Source organism: Methanobacterium subterraneum (assembly GCF_002813695.1).
GTDB lineage: Archaea > Methanobacteriota > Methanobacteria > Methanobacteriales > Methanobacteriaceae > Methanobacterium > Methanobacterium subterraneum.
In genome coordinates this window covers 1,735,939-1,758,464 of sequence record NZ_CP017768.1, presented here as the reverse complement: position 1 = coordinate 1,758,464, position 22,526 = coordinate 1,735,939, and the positions used below count along the sequence as shown (strand labels likewise).

Here is a 22,526-nt window from a genome sequence, read left to right as displayed (position 1 = left end):
TTCAGAAATTTAAAACCATATAACCGTCTTATTTTGTGCATTAATTTCTTTTGTTCTCTATCTGGTAAAATCGTTTAAAAATTCTACATATGGCTAGGGTAATCCATAATCTGGAATTTAATGTCCTGTCATTATCCGGTGACTTATGGATTTTCGAATAAGAAACTTTCCATAATCCATCATGTTGTTGATGTTCAATGAGCCATTTCAGGGCCTTTTTAATATTGGGGTCATCACTGGAAAGTCCCATTAGGGACAGTGAATCCAGTGCCGATACCAGGTTGGTCCACCAGAAGGGATACTGAAATCTTATCCAATTATCAGGATGCTGGTAGGAAGCCCAGTTATCCTTTTTGAAGAATTTAGATTTCAAAAGACTAGCCGCAGTTAAAGCCGCCTCCGATCTTCTGTAGGTGGGATGAACGGAAAAAGCCCTGAGAACCATTCCCGTGCCTGCTGCAGAGAATGGTTTGGATCTATCGAATACCCTGAAAGTTTCTCTATTTCTATTAGAGGTTAAATCGTTTAATTCATTTCTACTGAGATTAGGAATTCCAATGATGCCCGGACTGCCAATAACCCATCCTCCGTCATATTGTCTCATATCCAGGAGCCATTGAAATCCTTTTTTGATGCGCGGGTCATGTTGATAACTGGCCATAATTAAAAGATACATTATGACCCCGGTATAGTAAGGGGCGTACTGGTTGGCTAAAATACCCCTTATATCTCCTTCATCAGTTTGACAGGAGAAAATATACTCTGCTGCCATTTGGATAGCGGGATGAGTATTATCCATTTCATACTGCTGTACCAGAAATCTTAACGCTTTCCAGGTTTCGATTAAAGAATATTTAACTCCAGTTTGCTTATTTCCATATTTTGATGGCCATGAACCATCATCAAGTTGTTTTTGCAGTATTATCTGGACTTCTGGTAAATCCCAGATATGGTGGATGGGACTTACTTTCTCATCCAACAAATCCCTCCTGGTAAAATAAACAATCACTTCATCACCCAATTCTAGAAGCGATTTAAGAGGATCATATTTAAATTTTGGTGTTAAAAAGCCCATAAAAATCCTTCTGAATCCAGATTTACCCCAAATCTGGTTATTTTATTGGTAAGTGTTCAAGGTTATAATACTAATTTGTATGTTTCTTATATTGGCCTTCACAGAATAATAATTATTAAACCTGCCACCTAAAAAATAAGACCATGTCAGTTAAAGCCGCCTTCATATTCATTGCACCGGACAACGATCCTGAAAAACATCGAGCAGTAATTGATTCGCCAGTGGTTGAACTATCAGTGGTTGGGGTTAAAAGTTACGATGAAGCAGAAAAAGTAGCACAAAAATTAGTCGCAGAGGGAGTTACAGCTATTGAACTATGCGCTGGTTTTGGTAATGAAGGAACAGCCAGAATTACCCAGGCAGTGAATGGAAAGGCACTGGTGGGGGCAGTACGCTTTGACCTGCACCCTGCATTCGACCATCAAAGTGGTGATGAACTTTTTTAACCATTGATCTGGTTTTTAAGTTATTTTAAAAGATTAAACCCAGATATTAAATATTTAAAGATTTTAATAAGTTATTAATCCGGATATTATTGATCAATACAAGAAAAAGTAATTAAATAAATATAGGGGGCTATAATGTGAAACAATGGTACCAGGAACTATTTTCCAATTATGCTGAAAAATATGAAGCTGAAATATTCACCCAGGGAACTTTGGGGGAAGTTGATTTCATAGAAAAAGAAATTAATTACGATAAAAATTGTAAAATACTTGATGTTGGTTGTGGAACTGGCCGCCACGCCATTGAACTCACCAAGCGAGGCTATGAGGTAACTGGTGTTGATCTATCAGAGAATATGCTAGGAAAAGCCCGGAAAAATGCTAGTAATGCTGGATTTGAGATAGATTTCAGACAATCTGATGCCAGAAATCTCCCATTTGAGGAAGAGTTTGATCTGGTTATCATGCTATGTGAAGGTGGATTCTCATTAATGGAAACTGACGAGATGAACTTCCAAATCTTAGAAAGTGCAACCCGTTCACTGAATAAAAAGGGTAAATTAATCTTCACCACCCTCAATGGTCTGTTTCCATTATTCCATTCAGTCAAAGATTTCATAAACTCCAATTCTACATCTCAAAATAAAAGTGAAGAAAACACATTTGACCTCATGACCTTCCGGGACATACATCAGATGGAAATCGAAGGAGATGATGGCACTAAAATGAATCTTAACTGTAACGAACGGTACTATGTGCCCTCAGAGATCACCTGGCTATTAAAATCCATAGATTTCAACAAAATTGATATTTACGGCTGTAAACTGGGGGAATTCAGTAGAAATGATCCATTAAGCACTGAAGATTATGAGATGCTGGTTATAGCTGAATATTTAGAAAATGATTAAGTCTTAGAGTTTTAAAAACTGCAAAAGCGAAGTTATAAAATTTTTTAAGAAATGACGAATTAAGAAATTACGAAAATAGGAGTTCTATGAAAATTAGAAGATATCTAACGTTCCTGGTGTTTGTATCGGTTTTGATTTTAGCAGCTGGTGCATACGCTACTGATAATTGCTCCTGTTATGATTTTTTTTATCGAGGGGCTGTATTTAACGCCATGCTTCCTGATGAGGGGGATATTTATAGTAATCTCACTCCTATTATTGAATCCAATAATAATATATCCTGGCAGGGAGAAGGTCTGGAAAAAAGGGTTTTGATGGTTGCATGGACTAAATATCCCTCTAGCTATCCTGTGGGGCAAAGTATTAGAACTTCCTGGGGTGACACCTGGGTGACAGCCTATCCCGAGGTTAAGAATTACTTTAACACTCACCCAACTTCTGGTGTAGACCTTAGATTAGAGGTTGCTCAGCTTTTAGGCCTACCTCCAGATACAAATAACTCCTATTTTGTGGAATTATGGGTAAAACCCAATGATCTTTTCAGGCCTTCTGTGGATAATGAGATAAATGATACTGTGGCTCAGTTATACTTCCCGAATAACACTGATTTCTCCTATAAAATATGGTTCCTAAACAACACCAGATATTCCTATTTCGCCAAAAGACTCCCCTGGACAAGATTAGGTTACACTTATCATTGGGAAAACCAGGAATCAAAGGTAGGTCTCAGTGAATTCGTTATTAAGAAAAATTCAGAAGTAACAGTCAGATCATTGTCATCCACATCAGATTATTTAAATCAGTGACATTATTTTTATTTGTATTGGGAATATTTGGTTGATTTTAGTAAAATATCAACTAAAATCATTTTTTTTGAAGATATATGATTATATTAGCTTCTAAAACCATTATTTTTTAATTTTAATCATCTTTTTTAATTTTGGTAAGGTTCTGTTATTTATTTTGGTGTGCACAGTGACTAATATGTTCAGTCTAAAACTATATATAGTACCTTGCATTATACAGTACCTTGTAAGATGCAGTGATATTATGAACACTCAATTTAAAAAGGGCGTGCTGGAACTCTGTGTTCTGGTCTTGCTTGATAGAAAGGACTGCTATGGTTATGAAATGGTAGATGAAATATCAAAAAACATCTCTATTTCAGAAGGAACCATTTATCCACTTCTTAAAAGGTTAAAAAAGGAGGGTTTCCTGAATTCATATTTAAAAGAATCTCAGGATGGCCCTCCTCGAAAATATTACAAACTAACTGGTTTGGGCAGAGAAAAAAAGGAACAATTAGTTGCAGAATGGCGGAAATTCTCTGTGGGTGTGAATAATTTATTGTGCTGTGAAATTATAGATGATTTGGGGGATTTTAAGGATGAATAAACAGGAATATATAGAAGAACTCAGTAGGCTCCTGAGAAAACTTCCCAAGGAGGATCGAGAAGATATAATATCAGACTACGAGGAACATTTTGCCATCGGGCTGGGGAAAGGCCGCAGTGAAGAAGAAATATCAAGGGCATTAGGCAATCCCAAAAACGTTGCAAAACAAATCAAAGCAGATCACATGGTTAAAATAGCTGAGAATAAACCCTCAGTGGGGGGTATAATTGAAGCAATACTGGCAGCAATGGGGTTGGGTCTTTTTAATCTGATATTTGTTACTGTACCAGTGTTGATCGTTGCTGCCATTATATTAACCCTATTTGTGGCTGGGTTTGCAATGATCTTGGCTGGAATCTACTGGGTTTTATCCCCGTTGTTACATCTTATCCTACCACAGATAGCACTACCTCAATTGGTTGGTTCCAATGAGAGTTTTTGGAATATTCTGGTGATATTAGGCGGTGGAATTGGTTTAACAGCTGGAGGAATTATTTTAATAGTTGCAATGGCCTACATAACTAAATGGTTCTATGAATTAATGATCAAATACTTGAAATTAAATTTAAGAATCATTAAAGGACGGAAAAGAGATTTTTAACATGATTGATAGAAACAGGGGGTGTGTTCTATGAGAAGATTTCTCTGGAAATTACTGGCCGGTACTAAAGGTGGCATGAATCGTGCTAGGATCATAGATGAGTTAAGAAACAGGCCTTATAATGCAAATCAACTCGCTGAAAGGCTTTCTCTAAACTACAAGACAATAAAGTACCATATCGAAGTTTTGGAAAAAAACGATATAGTTATATCCACTGGTAAAGGCTACGGTGCATTGTATTTCCTCTCCGATAAGATGGAGGAAAATTTTGACACTTTCCTGAAGATCTGGGAAGAATTCAGTGGATCTAGTTCTAACATTTACTACATGGAAAATGCTCAGTCAGAGTTAGTTCATCACTAAGTACTCATCTAGTTCCCTATTTAATTTTTCTAAACCAACTAATCAACCTTATTTTCTAATTTTAAATTTAATAATTCATTTTTTTATATTATAATAAATTTAATCTGCTGATTTTTAAATTAATATTTTTAGTGCCATAGTTTTAGCTCAATTACAAATGAATTTTTGATTTCTTTTAATTATGAGTGAATTTGGGTGTAATTTGTAGTATATTGCGGGTGAAATGGAATTAAAAACGGGGAAAATAGGACTAAATTCTGGAATAACTATTTTTAAAGCTTCAAACTATTATTAGATTACAGATATAATTGAATTATCGAAAAGGAGGTAATTTAAATTAGTGAATAAACACGGGAACTAACAATCCCATGTCCTGATGAGGGTAGGGTTTTATTAAAAAATAAAAAAATCAAGAATCGCTTCGCTACCGCCTCATTAATCCCAACTGGAGGGACATTGATTATAAAAAATAAAGGAAAAATTAAGTTTAATGATTAAAAAAGCTAAATAAATGAAAATTTTATAAAAAGAATATTTTTAAGAATTCCTTTTACAAGAAATCACATTTAATGGTAGTTAATAAGGATATAATATCTTTTAAGTGTTATCAGGTGATGAACATGTCATTTATTAAACTCATGGCAAAAAACCCCTTCCGAAACAAAGCCCGCCTGGCTTTGGCAGTCATAGGAATTGCCATTGGAATTGCAACCATTGTGGCTCTGGGTATGGTAACGGACGGGCTTAAGGTAAGTATTGAAGAGCAGTTGAAAACCGGTGGAGCTGATTTCGTGGTAATCAAAAACACCACCTCTGATTCATCAACAGGTTCATACTCCATAAAAAACAGTCGAGTGGATGAAATCAGTAAAATGGATGGAGTTAAACAGGCTGCAGGTGTTTATACCAGTAGCAGGATGGTTGAAGGTAATCAACTGGGCTTGGCTGGTATATATCAGAAGGATCTGAACATGTTGGGAGTCAAAATGATCCAGGGAAATCCCTTTTCTGATGATAAAAACGAGGTAATACTGGGAAAACTGGCTTCAGAAAAGATGAAAAAGAAAGTTGGAGACACTATAACTGTCAATGGAGGTAAATACACAATAACTGGAATATATGAAACTGGGAATAAAGAATTGGATTCCATAGGGGGATTATCTCTGGGTAAACTCCAGTCACTGGATGAAAATGAGGGTAAAGTGGACATGATCTACGTTAAGATCAACAACAACGCGGACTTAAAAACTGTTTCTCAAGGGGTTGTAAAAACCTATCCTGGGGAATTAACCACCATATCGTCCCTTGAAGATTTCCAGAGGGCTGATGATAGTTTACAAATGGTAGAAACTGCTTCAATGGCAATTTCTCTCCTGGCAATTGTTATCGGTGGAATCGGCATTATCAACACCATGATCATGTCTGTCTTTGAGAGAACCCGGGAGATTGGTGTTCTTAAAGCGGTGGGATGGAAAAGCAGAAGAATTCTCTCTATGATACTGGGGGAATCCGTGGTTCTAACCATACTTGCCGGTCTGGTGGGAATAATTCTGGGAGTTATAGGAATTGAAGCCATCATAACCTTCTCAGATACTCCATTACAGTTAATATTCACTCCAGCCCTGGCTTTACGGGCCCTGGGAATCGCCATATTTGTGGGAGTAATTGGGGGCCTATATCCTGCCATAAGGGCTAGTAGGCTACCACCAACGGAGGCGTTGCGCTATGAATAATGGAAACATTGTGGACATAAAAAATCTCAAGAAAAGCTATGACAACGGGAGGATTAAGGCATTAAATGGAATTGACCTTAAAATCAGGGAGGGAGAATTCGTATCCATTATAGGTCCCTCTGGTTCTGGTAAATCCACCCTCCTAAATATGATTGGTGCACTGGACACTGCTGATGAAGGATCCATCCAGGTTTCAGGGAACGATCTCACCCTGAAGAAGGATTTAAGTGATTTTCGCTCCAGGAAGATGGGATTCATATTCCAGTTACATAATCTAATCCCCAATCTCAGTGCCTTGGAGAATGTCACCATCCCCATGTATGGAAATGGCTATAAAAGCAAACAGATGAACGAAAGGGCGCTGAAGCTTTTGGAGTACGTTAAATTAAAGGATAAGGCTGCCAGGAACCCCACAGAACTATCTGGTGGTGAGAGGCAGAGGGTGGCTATTGCCCGCGCACTGGCTAACTCCCCTTCAATCATACTGGCAGATGAACCCACCGGTTCTCTTGACTCTAAAAATGGGCAGATGATCCTCCAACGCCTCAAGGAGCTTCATGAACAGGAAAACGTCACATTAATCATGGTAACCCATGACATGAATGTGGCTGCCATGGCCGAGAGAACCATTGAAGTCTTGGATGGAGAAATCCAGACCTAATAATAGAAATTTAACTCATTAAACACGAGGGGGGTTTAATCCTCCTCCCCCCTGGTTTAAACAATTATCAAATTAAAATGGAGTGAAAAAGAAATGGACCTATACAAATTAGCATTCAACAACATCAGAAGAAGAAAAATGAGAAGTGCCCTGACCATGTTGGGAATAATCATTGGCGCAGCCACCCTCATGGTGCTTCTGGGAGTAACTGCAGGCACAACCACTGCCATTAAGGATGAAACCAATTCCTATATGTATGATCTCGCTATCTCTCCAGCATCTACTACTGGGACCTTATTAATGGACACAGAAACAGTATCCAAGATCCGGAACATGCCACAGTTATATGACTTCCGGGAGGTAACACTTTTATCAGAGGAAATAAACGGCACCCGATTATTTTTCGAAGGAACCAATAACTGGAAGGATGTTAGGATCATAAACGGGACAGAAGGCGTGGTTATTAACCAGGCGGTGGCCGATAAATTTGGTTATGGTATTGGGAGTAAAATAAAGGTTAAGGATCAGGAGTTAACTGTAACTGGGATCTCCAAAGAGGTGACTGCCCTTTACGTTCACATAAACCAGGCCCAGGCCAAAGAGATCGCCGGTAACAGGGTGGGAGCCATCTACGTCCAGACCAATGGAGACCCTAAAACCGTGGCTGACGAGGTGGAAAAACAGGTAACCGGAGTTTCCGCAGTAACCAAGTCTGACAAGGTGGAAGAAGTTCAGGAAATGACTAACCAGGCGCTGCTTTTCATGGGAATAATAGCCAGCATGGCCCTGCTGGTGGGAATCATCAGTGTCATAAACACCATGCTCATCAGTGTCATGGAACGAACCAGAGAACTGGGCGTTCTAAAGGCCATTGGATTTACCAACTGGGAAATAAAGGGAAGCATTCTATTTGAATCCGGATTTTTAGGCTTTTTAGGTGGTGTGATAGGAGTTACATTGGGAATCATTGGAATCATAGTCATTGCCAATGCCCTGAATCTGGAAGAATACATGGCTGGGATGATGCCTGTATGGTTGATTTTAGGGGTGGTTGGTGGTGCTACCATTCTAAGCATACTCGCCGGACTTTATCCGTCCATGAAGGCTTCAAAACTAGAAGTAGTGGAGGCGTTGAGAAATGAATAATCATGTACTTGAATTTAAAGATGTATGGAAAACCTATCCCATGGGAGATGTGCATGTAAACGCCCTGGCTGGGTTAAATCTCACCCTGGAGGAAGGTTCCTTCACCGCAGTAATGGGACCCTCTGGTTCGGGTAAATCAACATTCCTCCATGTGGCTGGGATACTGGACACACCTAGCCGTGGGTTGTTCCGTATAAATGGTAGGCAAACCAGTGAATTATCCCTGAAAGAACAAGCTCTACTCCGGAGGAATGAAATTGGATTTGTATTCCAGAGATTCAACCTTTTATCCCAGCTTTCTGCCCTGGAGAATGTCATGCTCCCCATGATCCACAAGGACTCAGAAAAGGCAATGGGGGTCCTGGACAAGATGGGCTTGGATGGTAAGTACCATAAACGCCCCACACAGTTATCTGGGGGAGAACAGCAGAGGGTTGCCATATCCCGAGCTTTGATTAATGATCCCTCCTTGATACTTGCTGATGAACCAACCGGAGAGCTGGACACTGGGAATGCTCAGTCCATAATGCATATACTCCAGGACTTGAACCGGGATGATGGGGTGAGTATTGTGGTGGTAACCCATAATCCAGCATCAGCCAGTTTTGCTGATGAAATTATCAAAATGAGGGATGGTGTTGTAATAAAATAAAGCGATTGGTGAGTTTATAATTGTAAATACAATTATAAAACTTTCTTTTTTTTCAGATAAATTGAGCTTCCAAAATGAACATTTTAACAATTTTATATTTTCTGAGTATGGGGTTTACAACATGTATCTGGATTTAATTTCATTAGTTTATCTTTTTAACTTAGTTTCTGGTGGATTAACAAATGTATGGATAATTTACATATCACAACTCAGCATTTCCCCTGTGTTGGCCAGCACTATGAATATGGTTCTGGCACTGGCACTATTAAATATTTATTCAAACCCAAATGGGGATAAAAAACTTTTTAAAAATGTTATGAAGGGATTCTCCCTACTTTTCCTTATTCAAAACATTATATTTGCCTTATATTTTTTATTTAATCCTCATAACTGCGCTAATACGCTGATAACTCCCCTGATTTTTCTGGTCTTTGAATTCATGTTGATGGCTTTAATTTTAAAATCAGAACTGAAGGCATGTACTTAAATAGTAAATAGTATTTTACTATCTTGCTAGAAAAAAAGTAGTATGGACAAAATTCAATCCAATTAATTTTTAATATTCTTCCGGGGGATAGAGGATGATTGAACTAAGAAAAGCAACAATCAAAGATAGGAAGAAAGCCTACCAGTGGTTGTATTTCTCTGACTTTTCAGATTTTTTAAACCAGTTACAGGGATACACCAGTGACAATCTACCCTCTTATAAGGAGTTCCAATCTGATTATGAGGATTACTTTTTCACTGGCTCTCAAGAAGAAAGAGGCCGTTGTTATATTATAGTTTCCCGGAAAAATGGGAAAACTGATGATATAGGTATTATATCCTACACATCATTCCATCTTCAGGATAAAATCACTGAGTTTGACATATGGCTAAAGGAACGTAGCTGCACTGGTCATGGATATGGAACCAAGGCTATTTTACAACTTGCCAGTAGAATTAAGGATATGGGATATGATAAAGTTATAATGCGCCCTTCAAAACATAATAAGATGGCTATCAGATCCTATAAAAAGGCAGGATTTGTTGAGGAAGGACTGGAACCTGCAAGTTATTACCTTCCAGAGTATGTGGATGAATTCGCCGATGGTGATTGTGGTCCTGGTGGTGATGTTTTCCTGGTGCTCTATCTGTAACTATCCTACTGATTAAAATTTTAATTATCCTTTTTTGGTTGAATTAAACATTATTGGATGTGGTTTAAAATAGAATGGTATTTTAGTAAAATGAAATCATAGTTTTATCCACATTTTTGTAATACAACTTGCAGGTGTGATCATGAGGAAGCTGCTTTGGTGGTTAATAGCTGGCTCAACTGGAGGGCCTAACCGTGCTAAGATAATCCTGGCATTACACCAAAGACCTTACAATGCTAATCAGCTTTCAGAAGTATTAAATTTAAATTATAAAACAATAAGGCATCATATTAAGGTATTAGAAGAAAATAATGTCATTACATCTCCAGGTAAGCGTAAATATGGGGAGATGTACTTTCTAACTGATAAAATGGAAGAAAATTTTGATACGTTTCAGGGAATATGGGGAGAATTAAAAGTGGATTAATAGTTTAATTCGAAGCTATTAGGGGTAAAAACATGGTATTGGCAGAATATGGTCAGTTTGGTGGTGTGGTAACATTTGTGGCAGTGGCAATTGGAATTGCGAATGTTTGCCTGCTACTGGGATTATTATACCTTTACTGGGATACTTATCGCCAGGTTAAATCCAAATTCACCATTGGATTACTGTATTTTTCCACATTCCTACTATTCCAAAACATTGTCTCTACCATATTCCTGGCACTACCCCTATTTGCACAACTGGAATTCCACGGACCAGAAATCAGTGGACCTAGACTACCATTATTTTTAATCAACATAGTCCAGTTAATTGCACTATCCATACTTTTCAAAATAACCCGTGAATAAAAAGTTGGTTAATAATTTGAATAAAGAGCTTGGTAAGTGAATTTGTGCACAATTTGTGCATAATTTATCCATCTTTAGTGCTTGAATTCGGCATAAAAATTTAATAATCATTTTAAATAGGAAACATCATGTCATACTTAAAGTTGATCCTGAAAAATCCCTTCAGGAACAAAACAAGAGGTGCCCTTGCAATTGTGGGAATTGCAATTGGAATCATGGTCATCGTGGCCCTGGGTATGGTTACCGGTGGCCTTAAAGAGTCAACAACCAGCACCCTAAAAGCAGGAGCTGCTGAAATCAATGTAATGCAGACTGGATCAAGTAGCATGGGATCTGGGAGGGTAAATGAAAGTAGAGTAACGGAATTACAGAACATATCTGGAGTTAAAGAAACGGCAGGTTTATTAAAGGCAACCAACACCTCCACCAGCGGATCATCTGTGGGAACCAGTTCTACTGGTACTACATCTGGAACTATTAGTATGGGGTCGGGTGGTCCCAACAGTTTAGGTGGACTTTCGGTGACTGGTATGGATCCAGGTAAGCTGAGCCTGGCTGGAATTGAAAACGTAACTGGATCCTTATACGAGACAACCAGTGAAAATCAAGTTATAATTGGGAAAACTGTTTCTACAAATCTTAACAAAAGTGTGGGTGACACCGTAAACCTGTTCGGAAAGGATTTCACCATCACCGGAATATTCGAGACTGGAAATTTCATGACTGATGCCGGTGTTTTCATGTCCCTAACCACTTTGCAGAACCTCACAAGTAACAATAACACTGTCAGCACCATTGCGGTGAAGATCAACCCGGATGCCAATACCACTGAGGTGAGTAAATCCATTGAAACAACTTACCCCAATGAACTGTCCACCACCAGTGCCGAAGCAATAGCCGGTAGAATGAACAGTGCACTCAGCACTATCGATGCTGCCACATGGGCCATATCCCTCCTGGCAATAGTAATCGGTGGTGTTGGGGTAATAAACACTATGATAATGTCTGTTTTCGAAAGAACAAGGGAAATAGGGGTATTAAAAGCAGTGGGGTGGAAAGAAAAGAGGATTCTGGGAATGATCCTAGGTGAATCAGTGGTTTTAACCCTTATCGCTGCGGTGGTGGGAACCATAGTTGCCGTGGTAGGGGTGGTGGTCTTGTTATCCCTATCATTTGGGGGAACCATAGAACCATCATTTGCACCAGAAATATTCCTGGAAGCCTTCGTGGTTGCATTTGTAGTGGGAATAATCGGAGGCTTGTATCCTGCCTACCGGGCATCCCGACTATCACCAACCGAGGCGTTGCGCTATGAATAATGGTGTTAGGATAAGTATGATGGAAATGGGGATGATTTTATGAGTAAGGATAGAAACATCATCGAGATCCATGACCTTAAAAAAAGCTACGATGATGGTAAAATAAAGGCTTTAAATGGTCTTAACTTGGAAGTTAAAAAGGGCGAATTCCTTTCCATCATGGGACCATCTGGTTCTGGTAAATCAACCCTTCTCAACATGATCGGAGCACTAGATGTGGCTGATGAAGGAACCATTAAAGTGGCAGGTATCGATCTCATGAACACCAAAGAATTGAACGAATTCCGTTCCCAGGAGATTGGATTCGTCTTCCAGATGCACAACCTGATACCCAACCTCACTGTACTGGAAAACGTGGAAATACCCATGTATGAAACTGATCTCTCCAGCAGTCAGATGCATGAACGGGCAATGGGGCTCTTAATGGAAGTTGGTCTCGAGGACAAGGCCGATCAGATACCCACCAAACTTTCCGGGGGTGAGCGTCAGAGAGTGGCCATAGCCCGGGCACTGGTGAACAATCCCTCCATTATCCTGGCTGATGAACCCACCGGGTCCCTGGACTCCAAAACCGGGGATGTGATACTGAAACTCATGAGTGATCTGCATGAAAAGGAAAATGTAACCCTGGTCATGGTAACCCACGAACCATACGTGGGAAACATGGCTGAAAGGATTGTAAACGTGCTTGATGGGAAAATAAAAAACTAGAAGTAATTTTAGATCACTATAAGTTGATTAAGGAACTAGGATTTAAATAATAAGTTGGGAAATTTGGATATAAAAAAGTGAATTAGGTGAATTCCCTTATTTAATGGAATTCATCCCATTTTTTATTATTCACACATGATAAAATGGTTGATAAGATGTTAAATGGAGATATTGGTCTATTATTGATTGCAGTGGCTGCTGTGGTGGGGATCGCCAACATTATTCTATTATTGTTCCTAATCAAAGCATACTGGAAAACATACAATCAAGTAAAATCAGGATTCACCATTGGCCTACTCTATTTTTCATCCTTCCTACTCCTGCAAAATATAGTATCTGCCATTTTCATTGCCATGCCTCTTTTAATTCCCATTGAAGTTCGGATTTCAGAATGGCATGGTCCCAGGCTGCCCCTATTTTTGATTAACATGGTGCAGCTGGTTGCACTATCCATACTCTTTAAAATAACCAGGGAATAATAAAGTAATACTCATAAAATAAAAATCATAGGGGATTTTATGGAAATTTTAGTCATACTTGCCCATCCTTACCGAGAAAGCTTCAATCATGCCATTTACCAGACTGTTCTGGATACTTTGAATGAAAACAGACACCAGATCCTCGCCCACAATCTCTACGAAGAGGAATTCAACCCACTTCTGGAGGGATCTGAACTGGCCACAGGGGAAACCTCTGATCCACTGGTGTTGAAGCATCGTCAGGAGATAAAAAAAGCCCATGGGATTATAATCATACATCCCAACTGGTGGGGTCAGCCCCCTGCTATATTGAAGGGATGGACCGACCGGGTGCTAAGATCAGGTGTGGCCTACCAGTTCGAAGAGGGGGATGATGGCTCAGGTGTACCTGAAGGTTTACTGGTAGCTGAAACAGCCCTAGTTTTTAACACGTCCAATACGCCATTAGAACGGGAAATCCAAGTATTCGGTGACCCGCTGGAGCGCATCTGGAAGGATTGTGTTTTTGATTTCTGTGGAATAAAAAATTTCAACCGAAAAATGTTCCGTACCATAGCCAGCAGCACACCTAAAGAACGCGAATTATGGTTAGAAGATGTTAAAAAAACTATAAACACTTATTTTCCTTAAAAAATGAGAAATTAATATTTTCTCTTTCCAGATTCAAATATTGGACAGTTTTCTTAATATAAATTCCTTATTCTTAAACTCTACACTTTTTTTTTATATTTCTATAATTAAACTGTAAATCGATATTTTAATTATAATCGGTTAATCATATGGTTAACTGGTGTAGATATGAATAAAAGCAAGTTGTTAAGGGATCTGATTTTAGATAAAGAAACCCTCATCATGCCCAATGCCTACGATCCAATCAGTGCCCGGATGATCGAAAAAGCAGGGTTTAAAGCAGTACAGTGTTCTGGTTACAGTTTTTCAATCCAAGCCGCATACCCCCGAGAGAGTAATATTACCCTGGATGATAACCTGAAATGGACCCGTCGGATAGTAGAAGCAGTGGATGTGCCAGTGATGGCCGATGCAGAAGACGGATATGGTGACATTAAAACCATCCCGGAAACTGTGGAAAAGTTTATGAAAGTAGGGGTGGCAGGACTCAACCTGGAAGACCAGATATTAGGAAAACCCGGACCACTGGAAATCGTAGATGAGGAGGTGATGGTCCAGAAGATCACACTGGCTCGTGAGGCCGCAGAAGTTAAGGGTAACTCTGATCTGGTTATAAATGGCCGTACCGATGCACTTAAATCAACTCCTGATCGGGAGGAAGCCTTGAACATAGCCATTGAACGGGCTAATGCATATCTGGATGCCGGCGCCACACTGGCCTTCATAGTTTACACTGCAACCATGGAAGAAGTGCTAACCATCACCCGGGAGGTTAAAGGACCGGTGACCATAGCGGCGGGGATGCCCTACAATCTGCACAACTTCAGTATCTCTGATCTCAAGAAATGTGGGGTGGCCCGTATCAGCTTACCCAGTTTACTGATATATTCCAGCCTTAAAAGCATGCAAAAGGCTCTTAAACATGTTAAAATGGATGAAATGGAAAAATTAATGGATAATGATGATTTGTATTCAGTTGAAGATCTAAATAAATTGTTATAAGATGTTCTATACTGATATGATACAATTAAATGTCCTTAAACAGGTAGAGGGGTTTTAAATGATGCCGATAGTTATACTTTACAATGCAGTGAGTTTAGACGGGAGAATAACTGGTTTTGATGCTGATTTGGAACTTTACTATGAGCTGGCATCTAAGTGGGATGTGGATGCAGTTTTAATGGGGAGTAACACGGTACTAACTGGATTTGGTGTCAAAGCAGGAGAAACATTTCCAGAATCTGATGATGCCTTCCAGCCCCGGGAGAAAGATCCAGACGATAATAGACCCATACTGGTTGTCCCTGATAGTAAGGGGCAGATACGCATATGGAGTGAAATTCTAAAATTACCCTATATTAATAGTGTTCTGGTGTTATGCAGCCGTTCCACACCTCGAGAATATCTGGACTTCCTGGATGAACGGTACATAGATTATCTGGTGGTGGGATATCAGAAGGTGGACCTGGAAAATGCTCTGGAAGAACTAAATACCAAATTTGGGGTTAAAAAGGTAAGAGTTGATAGTGGTGGTGTTTTGAATGGAATTTTACTCCGCCAGGGCTTGGCCGATGAAATACACCTCCTGGTACACCCAGAACTCGTGGGTGGAAGCACACCCAATTCTATCTTCCAGACCAATGATACAGATGGGGAATTAGAGCCAATAAAATTGTATCTAGGTGGAATGGAAAAAATTAAGGATGATATCATCTACTTAAGGTATAGAATACTCGATGGAATGTTTAAGTGATACCTACGGATAAAAATGATGGTGTAAATATTATTAATCAAACAAGGGTCATGGATATGCTTTTTTTAATACAAAAAGACGATTTAAACAAGTATCTAGAATCTTCAAAGGTAGTAAATTACAATTATCCTGAAATTCAAGAAAAAGCCCGGGAACTGGCCAGTGATCAGGGGCAGATTGAAACAGTGAAAGACATTTACCATTTTGTAAGGGATGAAATTGACCATTCATTGGATATTGGAAGTTGTCAAGTGACCTGCCGGGCATCTGAAGTCTTAAAAGAAGGTCATGGTTTATGTTTTGCTAAATCAAATTTGTTAGCTGCTCTTTTAAGGTTCATGGGGATTCCCACTGGGTTTTGCTATCAGACACTGACTCATGAAGAAGGTTTTGTTCTCCACGGCTTAAACGCTGTCTCCCTGGATGGTAAGTGGTTCAGGTTAGATGCCCGCGGAAACCGTGCTGATGTAGATGCTCAGTTTTCCATGGAACGGGAGAGTCTGGCCTTCTACCCTACTGTAGAAGGTGAAAAGGATTATCCCTACATATTCTCCCAACCAGATAAGAGGATTCTAAAAATAATAGGTGAGTCGAAAAGTCCAGAAGAAGTCATGAAAACTCTTCCCATTTTTCTGACCTGGTAAACGGGGTTAATCAATTTTTTATTTTTTTGGGACTGTAAAGTTATTGGGTGTTGATATTTTTTCCATGTTTAGCTGTCCATTTTTTCATTTTTTGGTTTAGGTAGCTGAGTATTCCTTTTATTGTTTTGTAAATTTTCTTTATTTGGTTGGGGTCTGTTTGTCTGTAGTAATTTTCTACTTTGTTGGATGTTCGTTGTATGAATGGGCTTCTCATGAAGTGTGTGAGTCTTTGAAAGTTTGGAAGTATCTTTTTAGTGAGGTATCGTTGTAAAACTTTTGGAATATCTTTGAATTTGTCCAGTAGTGTTTCTAGTCTGTTTATTGATGTTTCTTCGTTGTATGTGCGGAATATGTTTTTTATGTCGGTGAAATAAAGGCATAATGTTATTTTTTCACGTTTGGAGACATTTTTGGACTTTAATATTTTGTGTACACTGTTTCCTATCATTTTAAATAGGTGAAATATGCATAATTGGTGTTTCACACCAATTTTGTCCATTATTCTTTTGTATCTTCGGAAATGATCGGTTGTAATTGCTATCAGTGGTTGATTTTTTGTGGATTCTTCAATAAATCTTTTTATGGTTTCTGTAGTTCTTTTAGGAGCTATTTCTTCTGCTATTGGTATGTTGAGTATGGTGTCGTATAATGTTAAACGGTAGTGTCTTTTACCGTTAAGTCGAATATACTGCTCATCATACGCGTAGTAACCTGAATAAAGTGTTATTGTGTTGGTTATTCGTTTTTCAACTTCTATGGTTTGCCATTTTTTAATGGTTGTGTGTGATGGTGAGTTTCCAAAGAACGTTTGAAAGTCTTCCCCCAATTTACGCAGCGAACGATAGCCTGTTTGAATCAAAGACTCTAATTTATCACTGTAAATATTAACGTATCTGTGATGAGGTTTTATAACTGAATCTAAGCTTGTTGTGAACTTTTTACTGCAACTTTTACATTTATATCGTCGCAAATAAATTTTTTGAGGTCCTGAATCAGCCAATATGGGGTTTCTTTCATGATATTCCTGTTTAATCACATGATTTGAATTACAATTAGGACAAATTGGGTTTAAATATTCGAAATGATTGTTTGAAAGTAAATTCAGGTTTTTATTCACGTTTCGAGTGATTTCAGACCTTTGAAATCTTCGTGTTAAAACTTCATCAAATTTTGGTTTTTCCACAACAAAATCGAAAAGATTAAGTTGCATGGACGCAATACTAGAACTGAGAGTAGTTATAATTTCATTAGGCATGTTATTATATCTATTCTCACTTTATACTTAATTTTAACGGTTTATAACTGGAATTTGATTTAAATCTGAAGTTTTTTAAATTTTTGTGAAATTTGCTTCAACACCCAAAAACTTTACAGCCACATTTTTTTAATTTTTTTGGGCGCGACATAATATTTTTGATGTACAGATTCGTGCTCTGAAGTTTTAAATAGTACTCTACATTAATTATATTTTTAAAGAATCAATTTATTCCATGGATTACTAAAGTTCCAATAAATCAGCTAGGGGTTTTTTGATGAGAGAAGATTATGTGCATGGATATTCAGAAAGGGAAGCAATAAGATTGGTTGATCAGGCAGAAACACTATCTCCTCTCTTACATTATGATACAAGCTTTCCAGAAGGTAGTTTAGTGCTGGAGGCTGGATGTGGGGTGGGGGCCCAGACCATACATCTGGCCCGGAACAGTCCTCAGGCAGAGATAACCTCAGTGGATATATCAAAGCCATCTTTAACCCATGCAAAAGCTCTAATGGGTAGGGAAGGAATTTCCAATGTTCAGTTTCAAACTGCAGACATCATGGAACTACCATTTGCTGATGAGACCTTTGACCATGTGTTCATCTGCTTTGTACTGGAACACCTCCCTGACCCAGTGGGAGCGCTTAAAAGTTTGAAACGGGTTCTTAAGAGTGAAGGTTCCATCACGGTTATTGAGGGGGACCACGGGTCATGTTACTTCCACCCGGAAACCAAAGAGGCTATTAATGCATGGCAATGCATGATTAAAGCTCAAAAAGAGTTAAACTGCAACCCTCTCATGGGTAGAGAATTATACCCACTCCTTTCCGAAGCTGGTTTTAAAGAGGTAAAGATTGATCCCCGGGTGGTTTACGTGGACTCCAGCAAAGGAGAACTGGTAGATGGATTCATTAAAAAGACCATAATCGCCATGGTGGAAGGAGTGAAGGACCAGGCCATAGGTTCAGGACTTATAACTCCTGAAACATGGGATAAGGGTATCCAGGACCTGCACATGACCGCAGAACCATCGGGAACATTCTTCTACAACTTCTTCAAGGGAACCGCTAAAAAATAGTAAAAAGCCCATTGGTGAAGAGATGGAGTGTAGGAACCCTGTTGATACTCAAACCAGGGATATAATGATAATTGAACCTGCCAGCATTGAAGATGCTCTGGAGATACTTTCCCTCCAAAAATTGTGCTACCAGAGTGAAGCTAAAATCTACAATGATCATAATATCCATCCACTAATCCAAACCCTGGAGGAAATAAAATCTGAATTTGGAGCATACTCTTTCCTTAAGGCAGTGGAGGATGGCCGGATAATCGGTTCAGTAAGGGCGAGGATGATGACTCCCGAAACCCTTTACATTGGCCGGCTTATAGTTCATCCGGATTTCCAGAACCAGGGAATAGGGGGCAAATTGATGGAGAGAATAGAGAATAAATTTCCGAAGCTGAGAGATCAGAGCTTATAACCGGACACTTAAGTCTGAAAAATATTAAATTCTATGAAAAAAGGGGTTTCGAAATATTTAAAACCAAAAAAATAACCTCTAACCTTAATCTACTATATTTAACAAAAATAAATAAAAATAAATTCTAAAAACTGGTAAATTTTTTAAATTATTACTTCAATTAGAGTCTTGTGGCGAGTTATATGAGTGAATTCGAAAAATCAGAATGGGCAGAAGCTGAACATGCCAATGAATTTATGGAAAACGCAGACATCTACATACTGGAAAGAAAACGATTATTCTCCATATTAAGATCATTTTACCGCTATTTTCTAATGGATAATGAATTGGAAGGACCAGTGAAGGTTCTGGACCTTGGTTGTGGTGACGGGGCACTGACCATGGAACTCCTTAAGGAAGACAAGCAGATCAACACCACACTGGTGGATGGTTCATTGGAGATGCTGGAAAATGCCAGAAAAAACCTTAAAAACTATGAAGGAATGATTTTTGTACACAAAACCTTCCAAGAATTACTTAAAAGTAAATTGAATGATAACGACAGTTTAGTAGATTCCTTTAATTTGGTGGTTTCCTCTCTGGCCATTCACCACATCCATTTTGAAGAGAAAAAATCCCTTTTTCAGTACATATACAACCATCTGCAGCCCGGAGGATTCTTTATTAACATTGAAACCATAAGAGCCCCTACTGATGAGCTAGAAAGCTGGTACCGTGTGCTCTGGAGTGAATGGATAAGTGAAAATCAGGAGAAACTGAACACCCATAAGAGCTTTCAGCACCTTCCAGAACAGTATAAGGATAACCCGGATAATAATCCTGACAAACTGGAAGATCAGTTAGATGCACTAAAATCAGCCGGGTTTTCTCAGGTGGATTGCTACTATAAGTATGGAATATTCTCCATTTATGGTGGGAGGAAATAGTGGTGGGGCACTTTTCATAATCAATGGAGGTTCAACACTCAATGGGGATTAAACAAATTTTTAACTTAAAATGAGGACTAATCCAGAAGGGGGAGAAAGATACATGGAAAAAATTGGATTCATTGGTTACGGTGCCATGGGAAGCATGATCATCAGGAAGATTCTCTCATCAGGAGTCTTAGATCAATCTGAAATCATCGTTACCACCCGCACTTTAGGTAAACTGGATGTATTACTGAAATCATATCCTGGGTTGGAAATAGCCCCAGATAACAGCACTGTTGCCCAAAAATCGGGGAAAATATTCCTTTTCGTAAATACTGGTGAGGTTAAGGGGGTATTGGGAGAAATAAAGGATAATATCGCTATTGATACTCATATTATTTATATTGCTGCAGGTTTAACCGTGGAAAATCTTGGGAAAGTATTCCAGGGGAAGATAAGTAAGGTAATTCCCACCTTAACCTCAGAGGTGAATGAGGGAATCTCCCTGGTAGGCCACAACCATCAGGTGAATGGGGAGGAAGCCCAGTTTGTGGAGAAAATTTTCAAGGTGATGGGGGAGGTTAAACTCGTTGAAGATGACCAGTTTGGTCTGGGAGCTAATATAACCAGCTCTGCCCCGGCTTTCATATCCTATATAATGCTCAAATATTCAGAAGCCGCCCAGAAAAAAGGCACCTTCACCCGGAAAGAGGTGGACGAAATGATTATAAAAACTCTTTACGGGACTAGCAAACTTCTTCAGGAGAAAAATATGGATTTTGAAAAGGTGATTGGTCGGGTGGCAACCCGGGGTGGTATCACTGAGGATGGGTTGGAGGTTTTAGATGAGGGATTAACTCCACTTTTTGATGAACTATTTACCAGAACCTTGGGGAAATACGAAATCCTGGAGAGGAAACTGGACCTGGAATAGGGTATATCTCATCATAAGTTTTCAACCACTGGGAATCCTGCTGAAGATCCAGCGCCATGAAAACAGTTAAAAATAGATGATTTGATTACTGTAACTTGTATTCACGCTTATCCTTTTTCATTCTTTATTCCAATGCCCCACAGCGGTTTTATAAAGGGCGTAAATGATCACCAGGTAGGCGATGGATCTTATGGTTAGAATAAAGATATTTGAGCTTTTAACCCCAAAAATAATGCCTAAATGGGCAATACCAAAAAGAGTGAAAGTTATGGCAATATAAATTGCGATGAGACTATCCTTTTTACGATACTCCCAGTATCCTAAACAAACAATTACTATACAGAAAATCAGGTTCAAAATAGTTACTGGATCAAGGACTAATGTCATGGATGGGACCTCCTGAGTTAATTGTTCTTATCTCCAGAAATGTTATTAAGTTTTTTGATAAACTGGGAAGATGATGATGAGTAATAAATCATTTATAGTAGAATTAACTTATACATCTCTTAGAACTCTATTAACGTTCCATTAATGATTAAAGGATAGGATTTGAGAAGATGAAGATCATAACCTTGTTTGCAATATTAGTCGTGCTAATGATGGGGGTGGTTTATGGGGTTATGTTTGCAACTGGAGAAGAAAAGGCAGATATGAATGGTTCAATAATTGGAATATGCCAGGCCAACCCTCAAAATGAAAATAACACGCAGGATTCTATTTTGGTTGAAGGAATGGTCACTGGAAACAGCCAAACCCATAACCTATCTGTAAAAATCAATAAAGAAACAGCCATACTTAAGAAAAATGGGAATAAACGCGAAAACGCTTCTTTCACCGATCTGAAAACTGGTGATAAAGTGGCGGTAATGTTCACCGGACCCTTTCTGGAGTCCTACCCTCCCCAGACTATGGCTAAAGAAATTATTATCATACCTTAAATCTAGAGCTTAAGCATGGTTTAATTTTTTTAAAGTCTAACCCTTTTTTTAAAGTCCAATTCTTTAATTAGTTCAATATATATTATTAACAGACCTGAAGTAGGGGTTTGTATTATGAGTACTTATAAAATTTCAGCTTTAAAAGATATTAAACAGATCCCGGGGGTGGGGGATGTAATTGCTGAAGATTTATGGGACCTGGGCATAAGGTCTCCTGAGGATCTTAAAGACCAGGATCCTGAAGAACTTTATCTCCAACTATGTGCTTTACAGGACTCTAAAGTGGATAAATGCATGTTATATGTTTTCCGGTGTGTTGTTTACTATGTTTCACATGATAAACATGAAGCTGAACTTCTTAAATGGTGGAACTGGAAAGATAAGAAGGAATAACCGAAAACTAAATTATAATGGATCCTCATGGCTTAATGGCGCTCGTAACTCTTTCAAAAGAATAAAATCCTTTAAAACAATAATATTAGTATATACTATATTAGGATCAGTTATGAATTTCCTCCGTAAGGTTTAAATAGCAACAGTACAATACGTATCTAATG

Annotated in this window: 30 protein-coding genes; 27 read left to right on the top strand and 3 right to left on the bottom strand. The window is 38.7% G+C overall.

The window, feature by feature from the left end; all coding sequences use genetic code 11:
* Window positions 1-40: 40 nt before the first annotated feature.
* Complete coding sequence (locus BK009_RS08560) at window positions 41-979, bottom strand: prenyltransferase/squalene oxidase repeat-containing protein (protein ID WP_169923162.1); 939 nt, start codon at window positions 977-979, stop codon at window positions 41-43.
* A gap of 239 nt (window positions 980-1,218) precedes the next feature.
* On the opposite strand from BK009_RS08560, the gene BK009_RS08555 reads away from it, so the two are divergent.
* The 21 genes from BK009_RS08555 to BK009_RS08455 all read left to right on the top strand — a co-directional run bounded on the left by BK009_RS08555 (window position 1,219) and on the right by BK009_RS08455 (window position 16,447).
* Window positions 1,219-1,521 (top strand): DUF6506 family protein, encoded by a 303-nt coding sequence (locus BK009_RS08555; RefSeq protein WP_100909382.1) that lies wholly within the window; start codon window positions 1,219-1,221, stop codon window positions 1,519-1,521.
* Window positions 1,522-1,658: 137 nt separating this feature from the next.
* The gene (locus BK009_RS08550) at window positions 1,659-2,429 is read left to right on the top strand and encodes a class I SAM-dependent methyltransferase (RefSeq protein ID WP_100909381.1); all 771 of its coding nucleotides are present in this window, start codon (window positions 1,659-1,661) and stop codon (window positions 2,427-2,429) included.
* Window positions 2,430-2,515: 86 nt separating this feature from the next.
* Window positions 2,516-3,235: a hypothetical protein gene (locus BK009_RS08545; protein ID WP_157809718.1), complete on the top strand. Its 720-nt coding sequence runs from the start codon at window positions 2,516-2,518 to the stop codon at window positions 3,233-3,235.
* A gap of 244 nt (window positions 3,236-3,479) precedes the next feature.
* On the top strand, window positions 3,480-3,824 hold the full coding sequence (locus BK009_RS08540; RefSeq protein ID WP_100909379.1) for a PadR family transcriptional regulator: 345 nt from the start codon (window positions 3,480-3,482) through the stop codon (window positions 3,822-3,824).
* Window positions 3,817-4,425: an HAAS signaling domain-containing protein gene (locus BK009_RS08535; RefSeq protein WP_100905428.1), complete on the top strand. Its 609-nt coding sequence runs from the start codon at window positions 3,817-3,819 to the stop codon at window positions 4,423-4,425. The genes BK009_RS08540 and BK009_RS08535 overlap by 8 nt, the downstream gene beginning before the upstream one ends.
* Before the next feature lie 30 nt (window positions 4,426-4,455).
* Window positions 4,456-4,788 (top strand): ArsR/SmtB family transcription factor, encoded by a 333-nt coding sequence (locus BK009_RS08530; protein WP_100905429.1) that lies wholly within the window; start codon window positions 4,456-4,458, stop codon window positions 4,786-4,788.
* Between the two features lie 620 nt (window positions 4,789-5,408).
* Window positions 5,409-6,521, top strand: a complete 1,113-nt coding sequence (locus BK009_RS08525; protein ID WP_100909378.1) for an ABC transporter permease — start codon at window positions 5,409-5,411, stop codon at window positions 6,519-6,521.
* Window positions 6,514-7,182 (top strand): ABC transporter ATP-binding protein, encoded by a 669-nt coding sequence (locus BK009_RS08520; protein WP_100909377.1) that lies wholly within the window; start codon window positions 6,514-6,516, stop codon window positions 7,180-7,182. The genes BK009_RS08525 and BK009_RS08520 overlap by 8 nt, the downstream gene beginning before the upstream one ends.
* A 93-nt stretch (window positions 7,183-7,275) precedes the next feature.
* Window positions 7,276-8,328 carry an ABC transporter permease gene (locus BK009_RS08515; RefSeq protein WP_100909376.1) on the top strand — a complete coding sequence of 351 codons (1,053 nt, stop codon included), beginning with the start codon at window positions 7,276-7,278 and terminating at the stop codon, window positions 8,326-8,328.
* A complete protein-coding gene (locus BK009_RS08510; RefSeq protein ID WP_100909375.1) occupies window positions 8,321-8,980 on the top strand; it encodes an ABC transporter ATP-binding protein in 660 nt (219 codons plus the stop codon). Before BK009_RS08515 ends, BK009_RS08510 begins: the two co-directional genes overlap by 8 nt.
* A gap of 121 nt (window positions 8,981-9,101) precedes the next feature.
* Window positions 9,102-9,467: a hypothetical protein gene (locus BK009_RS08505; protein WP_100909374.1), complete on the top strand. Its 366-nt coding sequence runs from the start codon at window positions 9,102-9,104 to the stop codon at window positions 9,465-9,467.
* A gap of 94 nt (window positions 9,468-9,561) precedes the next feature.
* Window positions 9,562-10,119 (top strand): GNAT family N-acetyltransferase, encoded by a 558-nt coding sequence (locus BK009_RS08500; RefSeq protein WP_100909373.1) that lies wholly within the window; start codon window positions 9,562-9,564, stop codon window positions 10,117-10,119.
* Between the two features lie 142 nt (window positions 10,120-10,261).
* Complete coding sequence (locus BK009_RS08495) at window positions 10,262-10,546, top strand: winged helix-turn-helix domain-containing protein (protein ID WP_100905436.1); 285 nt, start codon at window positions 10,262-10,264, stop codon at window positions 10,544-10,546.
* Window positions 10,547-10,578: 32 nt separating this feature from the next.
* A complete protein-coding gene (locus BK009_RS08490) occupies window positions 10,579-10,911 on the top strand; it encodes a hypothetical protein (RefSeq protein WP_100905437.1) in 333 nt (110 codons plus the stop codon).
* Window positions 10,912-11,039: 128 nt separating this feature from the next.
* Window positions 11,040-12,230, top strand: coding sequence for an ABC transporter permease (locus BK009_RS08485; RefSeq protein WP_100907113.1), 1,191 nt, complete (start codon window positions 11,040-11,042; stop codon window positions 12,228-12,230).
* A 39-nt stretch (window positions 12,231-12,269) separates the two neighbouring features.
* Complete coding sequence (locus tag BK009_RS08480) at window positions 12,270-12,941, top strand: ABC transporter ATP-binding protein (protein ID WP_100907112.1); 672 nt, start codon at window positions 12,270-12,272, stop codon at window positions 12,939-12,941.
* Between the two features lie 143 nt (window positions 12,942-13,084).
* Window positions 13,085-13,420 carry a hypothetical protein gene (locus BK009_RS08475; protein ID WP_232728074.1) on the top strand — a complete coding sequence of 112 codons (336 nt, stop codon included), beginning with the start codon at window positions 13,085-13,087 and terminating at the stop codon, window positions 13,418-13,420.
* Between the two features lie 39 nt (window positions 13,421-13,459).
* Entirely contained in the window at window positions 13,460-14,050 is a 591-nt protein-coding gene (locus BK009_RS08470; RefSeq protein WP_100909372.1) for an NAD(P)H-dependent oxidoreductase, read from the top strand.
* A gap of 168 nt (window positions 14,051-14,218) precedes the next feature.
* Window positions 14,219-15,052 carry an isocitrate lyase/PEP mutase family protein gene (locus BK009_RS08465; RefSeq protein ID WP_100909371.1) on the top strand — a complete coding sequence of 278 codons (834 nt, stop codon included), beginning with the start codon at window positions 14,219-14,221 and terminating at the stop codon, window positions 15,050-15,052.
* Window positions 15,053-15,110: 58 nt separating this feature from the next.
* Window positions 15,111-15,803, top strand: a complete 693-nt coding sequence (locus tag BK009_RS08460) for a dihydrofolate reductase family protein (RefSeq protein WP_100907108.1) — start codon at window positions 15,111-15,113, stop codon at window positions 15,801-15,803.
* Between the two features lie 56 nt (window positions 15,804-15,859).
* On the top strand, window positions 15,860-16,447 hold the full coding sequence (locus BK009_RS08455) for a transglutaminase-like domain-containing protein (RefSeq protein ID WP_100909740.1): 588 nt from the start codon (window positions 15,860-15,862) through the stop codon (window positions 16,445-16,447).
* Between the two features lie 40 nt (window positions 16,448-16,487).
* Here the strand turns inward: BK009_RS08455 and BK009_RS12420 are convergent, their stop codons facing one another.
* Entirely contained in the window at window positions 16,488-17,702 is a 1,215-nt protein-coding gene (locus BK009_RS12420; protein ID WP_157809717.1) for a transposase, read from the bottom strand.
* A gap of 277 nt (window positions 17,703-17,979) precedes the next feature.
* Between BK009_RS12420 and BK009_RS08445 the strand changes: the two genes are divergently transcribed.
* From BK009_RS08445 to BK009_RS08430, 4 genes are all read left to right on the top strand, one after another.
* Complete coding sequence (locus tag BK009_RS08445) at window positions 17,980-18,783, top strand: methyltransferase domain-containing protein (RefSeq protein ID WP_100907107.1); 804 nt, start codon at window positions 17,980-17,982, stop codon at window positions 18,781-18,783.
* Window positions 18,784-18,805: 22 nt separating this feature from the next.
* On the top strand, window positions 18,806-19,186 hold the full coding sequence (locus BK009_RS08440; RefSeq protein ID WP_211290131.1) for a GNAT family N-acetyltransferase: 381 nt from the start codon (window positions 18,806-18,808) through the stop codon (window positions 19,184-19,186).
* A gap of 182 nt (window positions 19,187-19,368) precedes the next feature.
* Window positions 19,369-20,112, top strand: a complete 744-nt coding sequence (locus tag BK009_RS08435) for a class I SAM-dependent methyltransferase (RefSeq protein ID WP_100909369.1) — start codon at window positions 19,369-19,371, stop codon at window positions 20,110-20,112.
* Window positions 20,113-20,215: 103 nt separating this feature from the next.
* Complete coding sequence (locus BK009_RS08430) at window positions 20,216-21,031, top strand: pyrroline-5-carboxylate reductase dimerization domain-containing protein (protein WP_100909739.1); 816 nt, start codon at window positions 20,216-20,218, stop codon at window positions 21,029-21,031.
* Between the two features lie 117 nt (window positions 21,032-21,148).
* On the opposite strand, the gene BK009_RS08425 is transcribed toward BK009_RS08430, so the two are convergent.
* A complete protein-coding gene (locus BK009_RS08425; protein ID WP_100909368.1) occupies window positions 21,149-21,418 on the bottom strand; it encodes a hypothetical protein in 270 nt (89 codons plus the stop codon).
* Between the two features lie 170 nt (window positions 21,419-21,588).
* On the opposite strand from BK009_RS08425, the gene BK009_RS08420 reads away from it, so the two are divergent.
* Together BK009_RS08420 and BK009_RS08415 are read left to right on the top strand one after the other, a co-directional pair.
* Window positions 21,589-21,969: a DUF3221 domain-containing protein gene (locus tag BK009_RS08420; protein ID WP_100905446.1), complete on the top strand. Its 381-nt coding sequence runs from the start codon at window positions 21,589-21,591 to the stop codon at window positions 21,967-21,969.
* A gap of 114 nt (window positions 21,970-22,083) precedes the next feature.
* Window positions 22,084-22,362 carry a helix-hairpin-helix domain-containing protein gene (locus tag BK009_RS08415; protein WP_100907105.1) on the top strand — a complete coding sequence of 93 codons (279 nt, stop codon included), beginning with the start codon at window positions 22,084-22,086 and terminating at the stop codon, window positions 22,360-22,362.
* The last annotated feature ends 164 nt before the right edge of the window (window positions 22,363-22,526 follow it).

Coding starts and splice junctions, on each gene's coding strand:
- BK009_RS08520 (WP_100909377.1), top strand. CDS start 6,514: ATGAATAATGGAAACATTGTGGACATAAAAAATCTCAAGAAAAGCTAT.
- BK009_RS08500 (WP_100909373.1), top strand. CDS start 9,562: ATGATTGAACTAAGAAAAGCAACAATCAAAGATAGGAAGAAAGCCTAC.
- BK009_RS08430 (WP_100909739.1), top strand. CDS start 20,216: ATGGAAAAAATTGGATTCATTGGTTACGGTGCCATGGGAAGCATGATC.
- BK009_RS08485 (WP_100907113.1), top strand. CDS start 11,040: ATGTCATACTTAAAGTTGATCCTGAAAAATCCCTTCAGGAACAAAACA.
- BK009_RS08480 (WP_100907112.1), top strand. CDS start 12,270: ATGAGTAAGGATAGAAACATCATCGAGATCCATGACCTTAAAAAAAGC.
- BK009_RS08530 (WP_100905429.1), top strand. CDS start 4,456: ATGAGAAGATTTCTCTGGAAATTACTGGCCGGTACTAAAGGTGGCATG.
- BK009_RS08445 (WP_100907107.1), top strand. CDS start 17,980: ATGAGAGAAGATTATGTGCATGGATATTCAGAAAGGGAAGCAATAAGA.
- BK009_RS08455 (WP_100909740.1), top strand. CDS start 15,860: ATGCTTTTTTTAATACAAAAAGACGATTTAAACAAGTATCTAGAATCT.
- BK009_RS08475 (WP_232728074.1), top strand. CDS start 13,085: ATGGTTGATAAGATGTTAAATGGAGATATTGGTCTATTATTGATTGCA.
- BK009_RS12420 (WP_157809717.1), bottom strand. CDS start 17,702: ATGCCTAATGAAATTATAACTACTCTCAGTTCTAGTATTGCGTCCATG.
- BK009_RS08505 (WP_100909374.1), top strand. CDS start 9,102: ATGTATCTGGATTTAATTTCATTAGTTTATCTTTTTAACTTAGTTTCT.
- BK009_RS08470 (WP_100909372.1), top strand. CDS start 13,460: ATGGAAATTTTAGTCATACTTGCCCATCCTTACCGAGAAAGCTTCAAT.
- BK009_RS08465 (WP_100909371.1), top strand. CDS start 14,219: ATGAATAAAAGCAAGTTGTTAAGGGATCTGATTTTAGATAAAGAAACC.
- BK009_RS08545 (WP_157809718.1), top strand. CDS start 2,516: ATGAAAATTAGAAGATATCTAACGTTCCTGGTGTTTGTATCGGTTTTG.
- BK009_RS08435 (WP_100909369.1), top strand. CDS start 19,369: ATGAGTGAATTCGAAAAATCAGAATGGGCAGAAGCTGAACATGCCAAT.
- BK009_RS08495 (WP_100905436.1), top strand. CDS start 10,262: ATGAGGAAGCTGCTTTGGTGGTTAATAGCTGGCTCAACTGGAGGGCCT.
- BK009_RS08525 (WP_100909378.1), top strand. CDS start 5,409: ATGTCATTTATTAAACTCATGGCAAAAAACCCCTTCCGAAACAAAGCC.
- BK009_RS08415 (WP_100907105.1), top strand. CDS start 22,084: ATGAGTACTTATAAAATTTCAGCTTTAAAAGATATTAAACAGATCCCG.
- BK009_RS08515 (WP_100909376.1), top strand. CDS start 7,276: ATGGACCTATACAAATTAGCATTCAACAACATCAGAAGAAGAAAAATG.
- BK009_RS08490 (WP_100905437.1), top strand. CDS start 10,579: ATGGTATTGGCAGAATATGGTCAGTTTGGTGGTGTGGTAACATTTGTG.
- BK009_RS08510 (WP_100909375.1), top strand. CDS start 8,321: ATGAATAATCATGTACTTGAATTTAAAGATGTATGGAAAACCTATCCC.
- BK009_RS08555 (WP_100909382.1), top strand. CDS start 1,219: ATGTCAGTTAAAGCCGCCTTCATATTCATTGCACCGGACAACGATCCT.
- BK009_RS08420 (WP_100905446.1), top strand. CDS start 21,589: ATGAAGATCATAACCTTGTTTGCAATATTAGTCGTGCTAATGATGGGG.
- BK009_RS08535 (WP_100905428.1), top strand. CDS start 3,817: ATGAATAAACAGGAATATATAGAAGAACTCAGTAGGCTCCTGAGAAAA.
- BK009_RS08440 (WP_211290131.1), top strand. CDS start 18,806: ATGGAGTGTAGGAACCCTGTTGATACTCAAACCAGGGATATAATGATA.
- BK009_RS08540 (WP_100909379.1), top strand. CDS start 3,480: ATGAACACTCAATTTAAAAAGGGCGTGCTGGAACTCTGTGTTCTGGTC.
- BK009_RS08460 (WP_100907108.1), top strand. CDS start 15,111: ATGATGCCGATAGTTATACTTTACAATGCAGTGAGTTTAGACGGGAGA.
- BK009_RS08425 (WP_100909368.1), bottom strand. CDS start 21,418: ATGACATTAGTCCTTGATCCAGTAACTATTTTGAACCTGATTTTCTGT.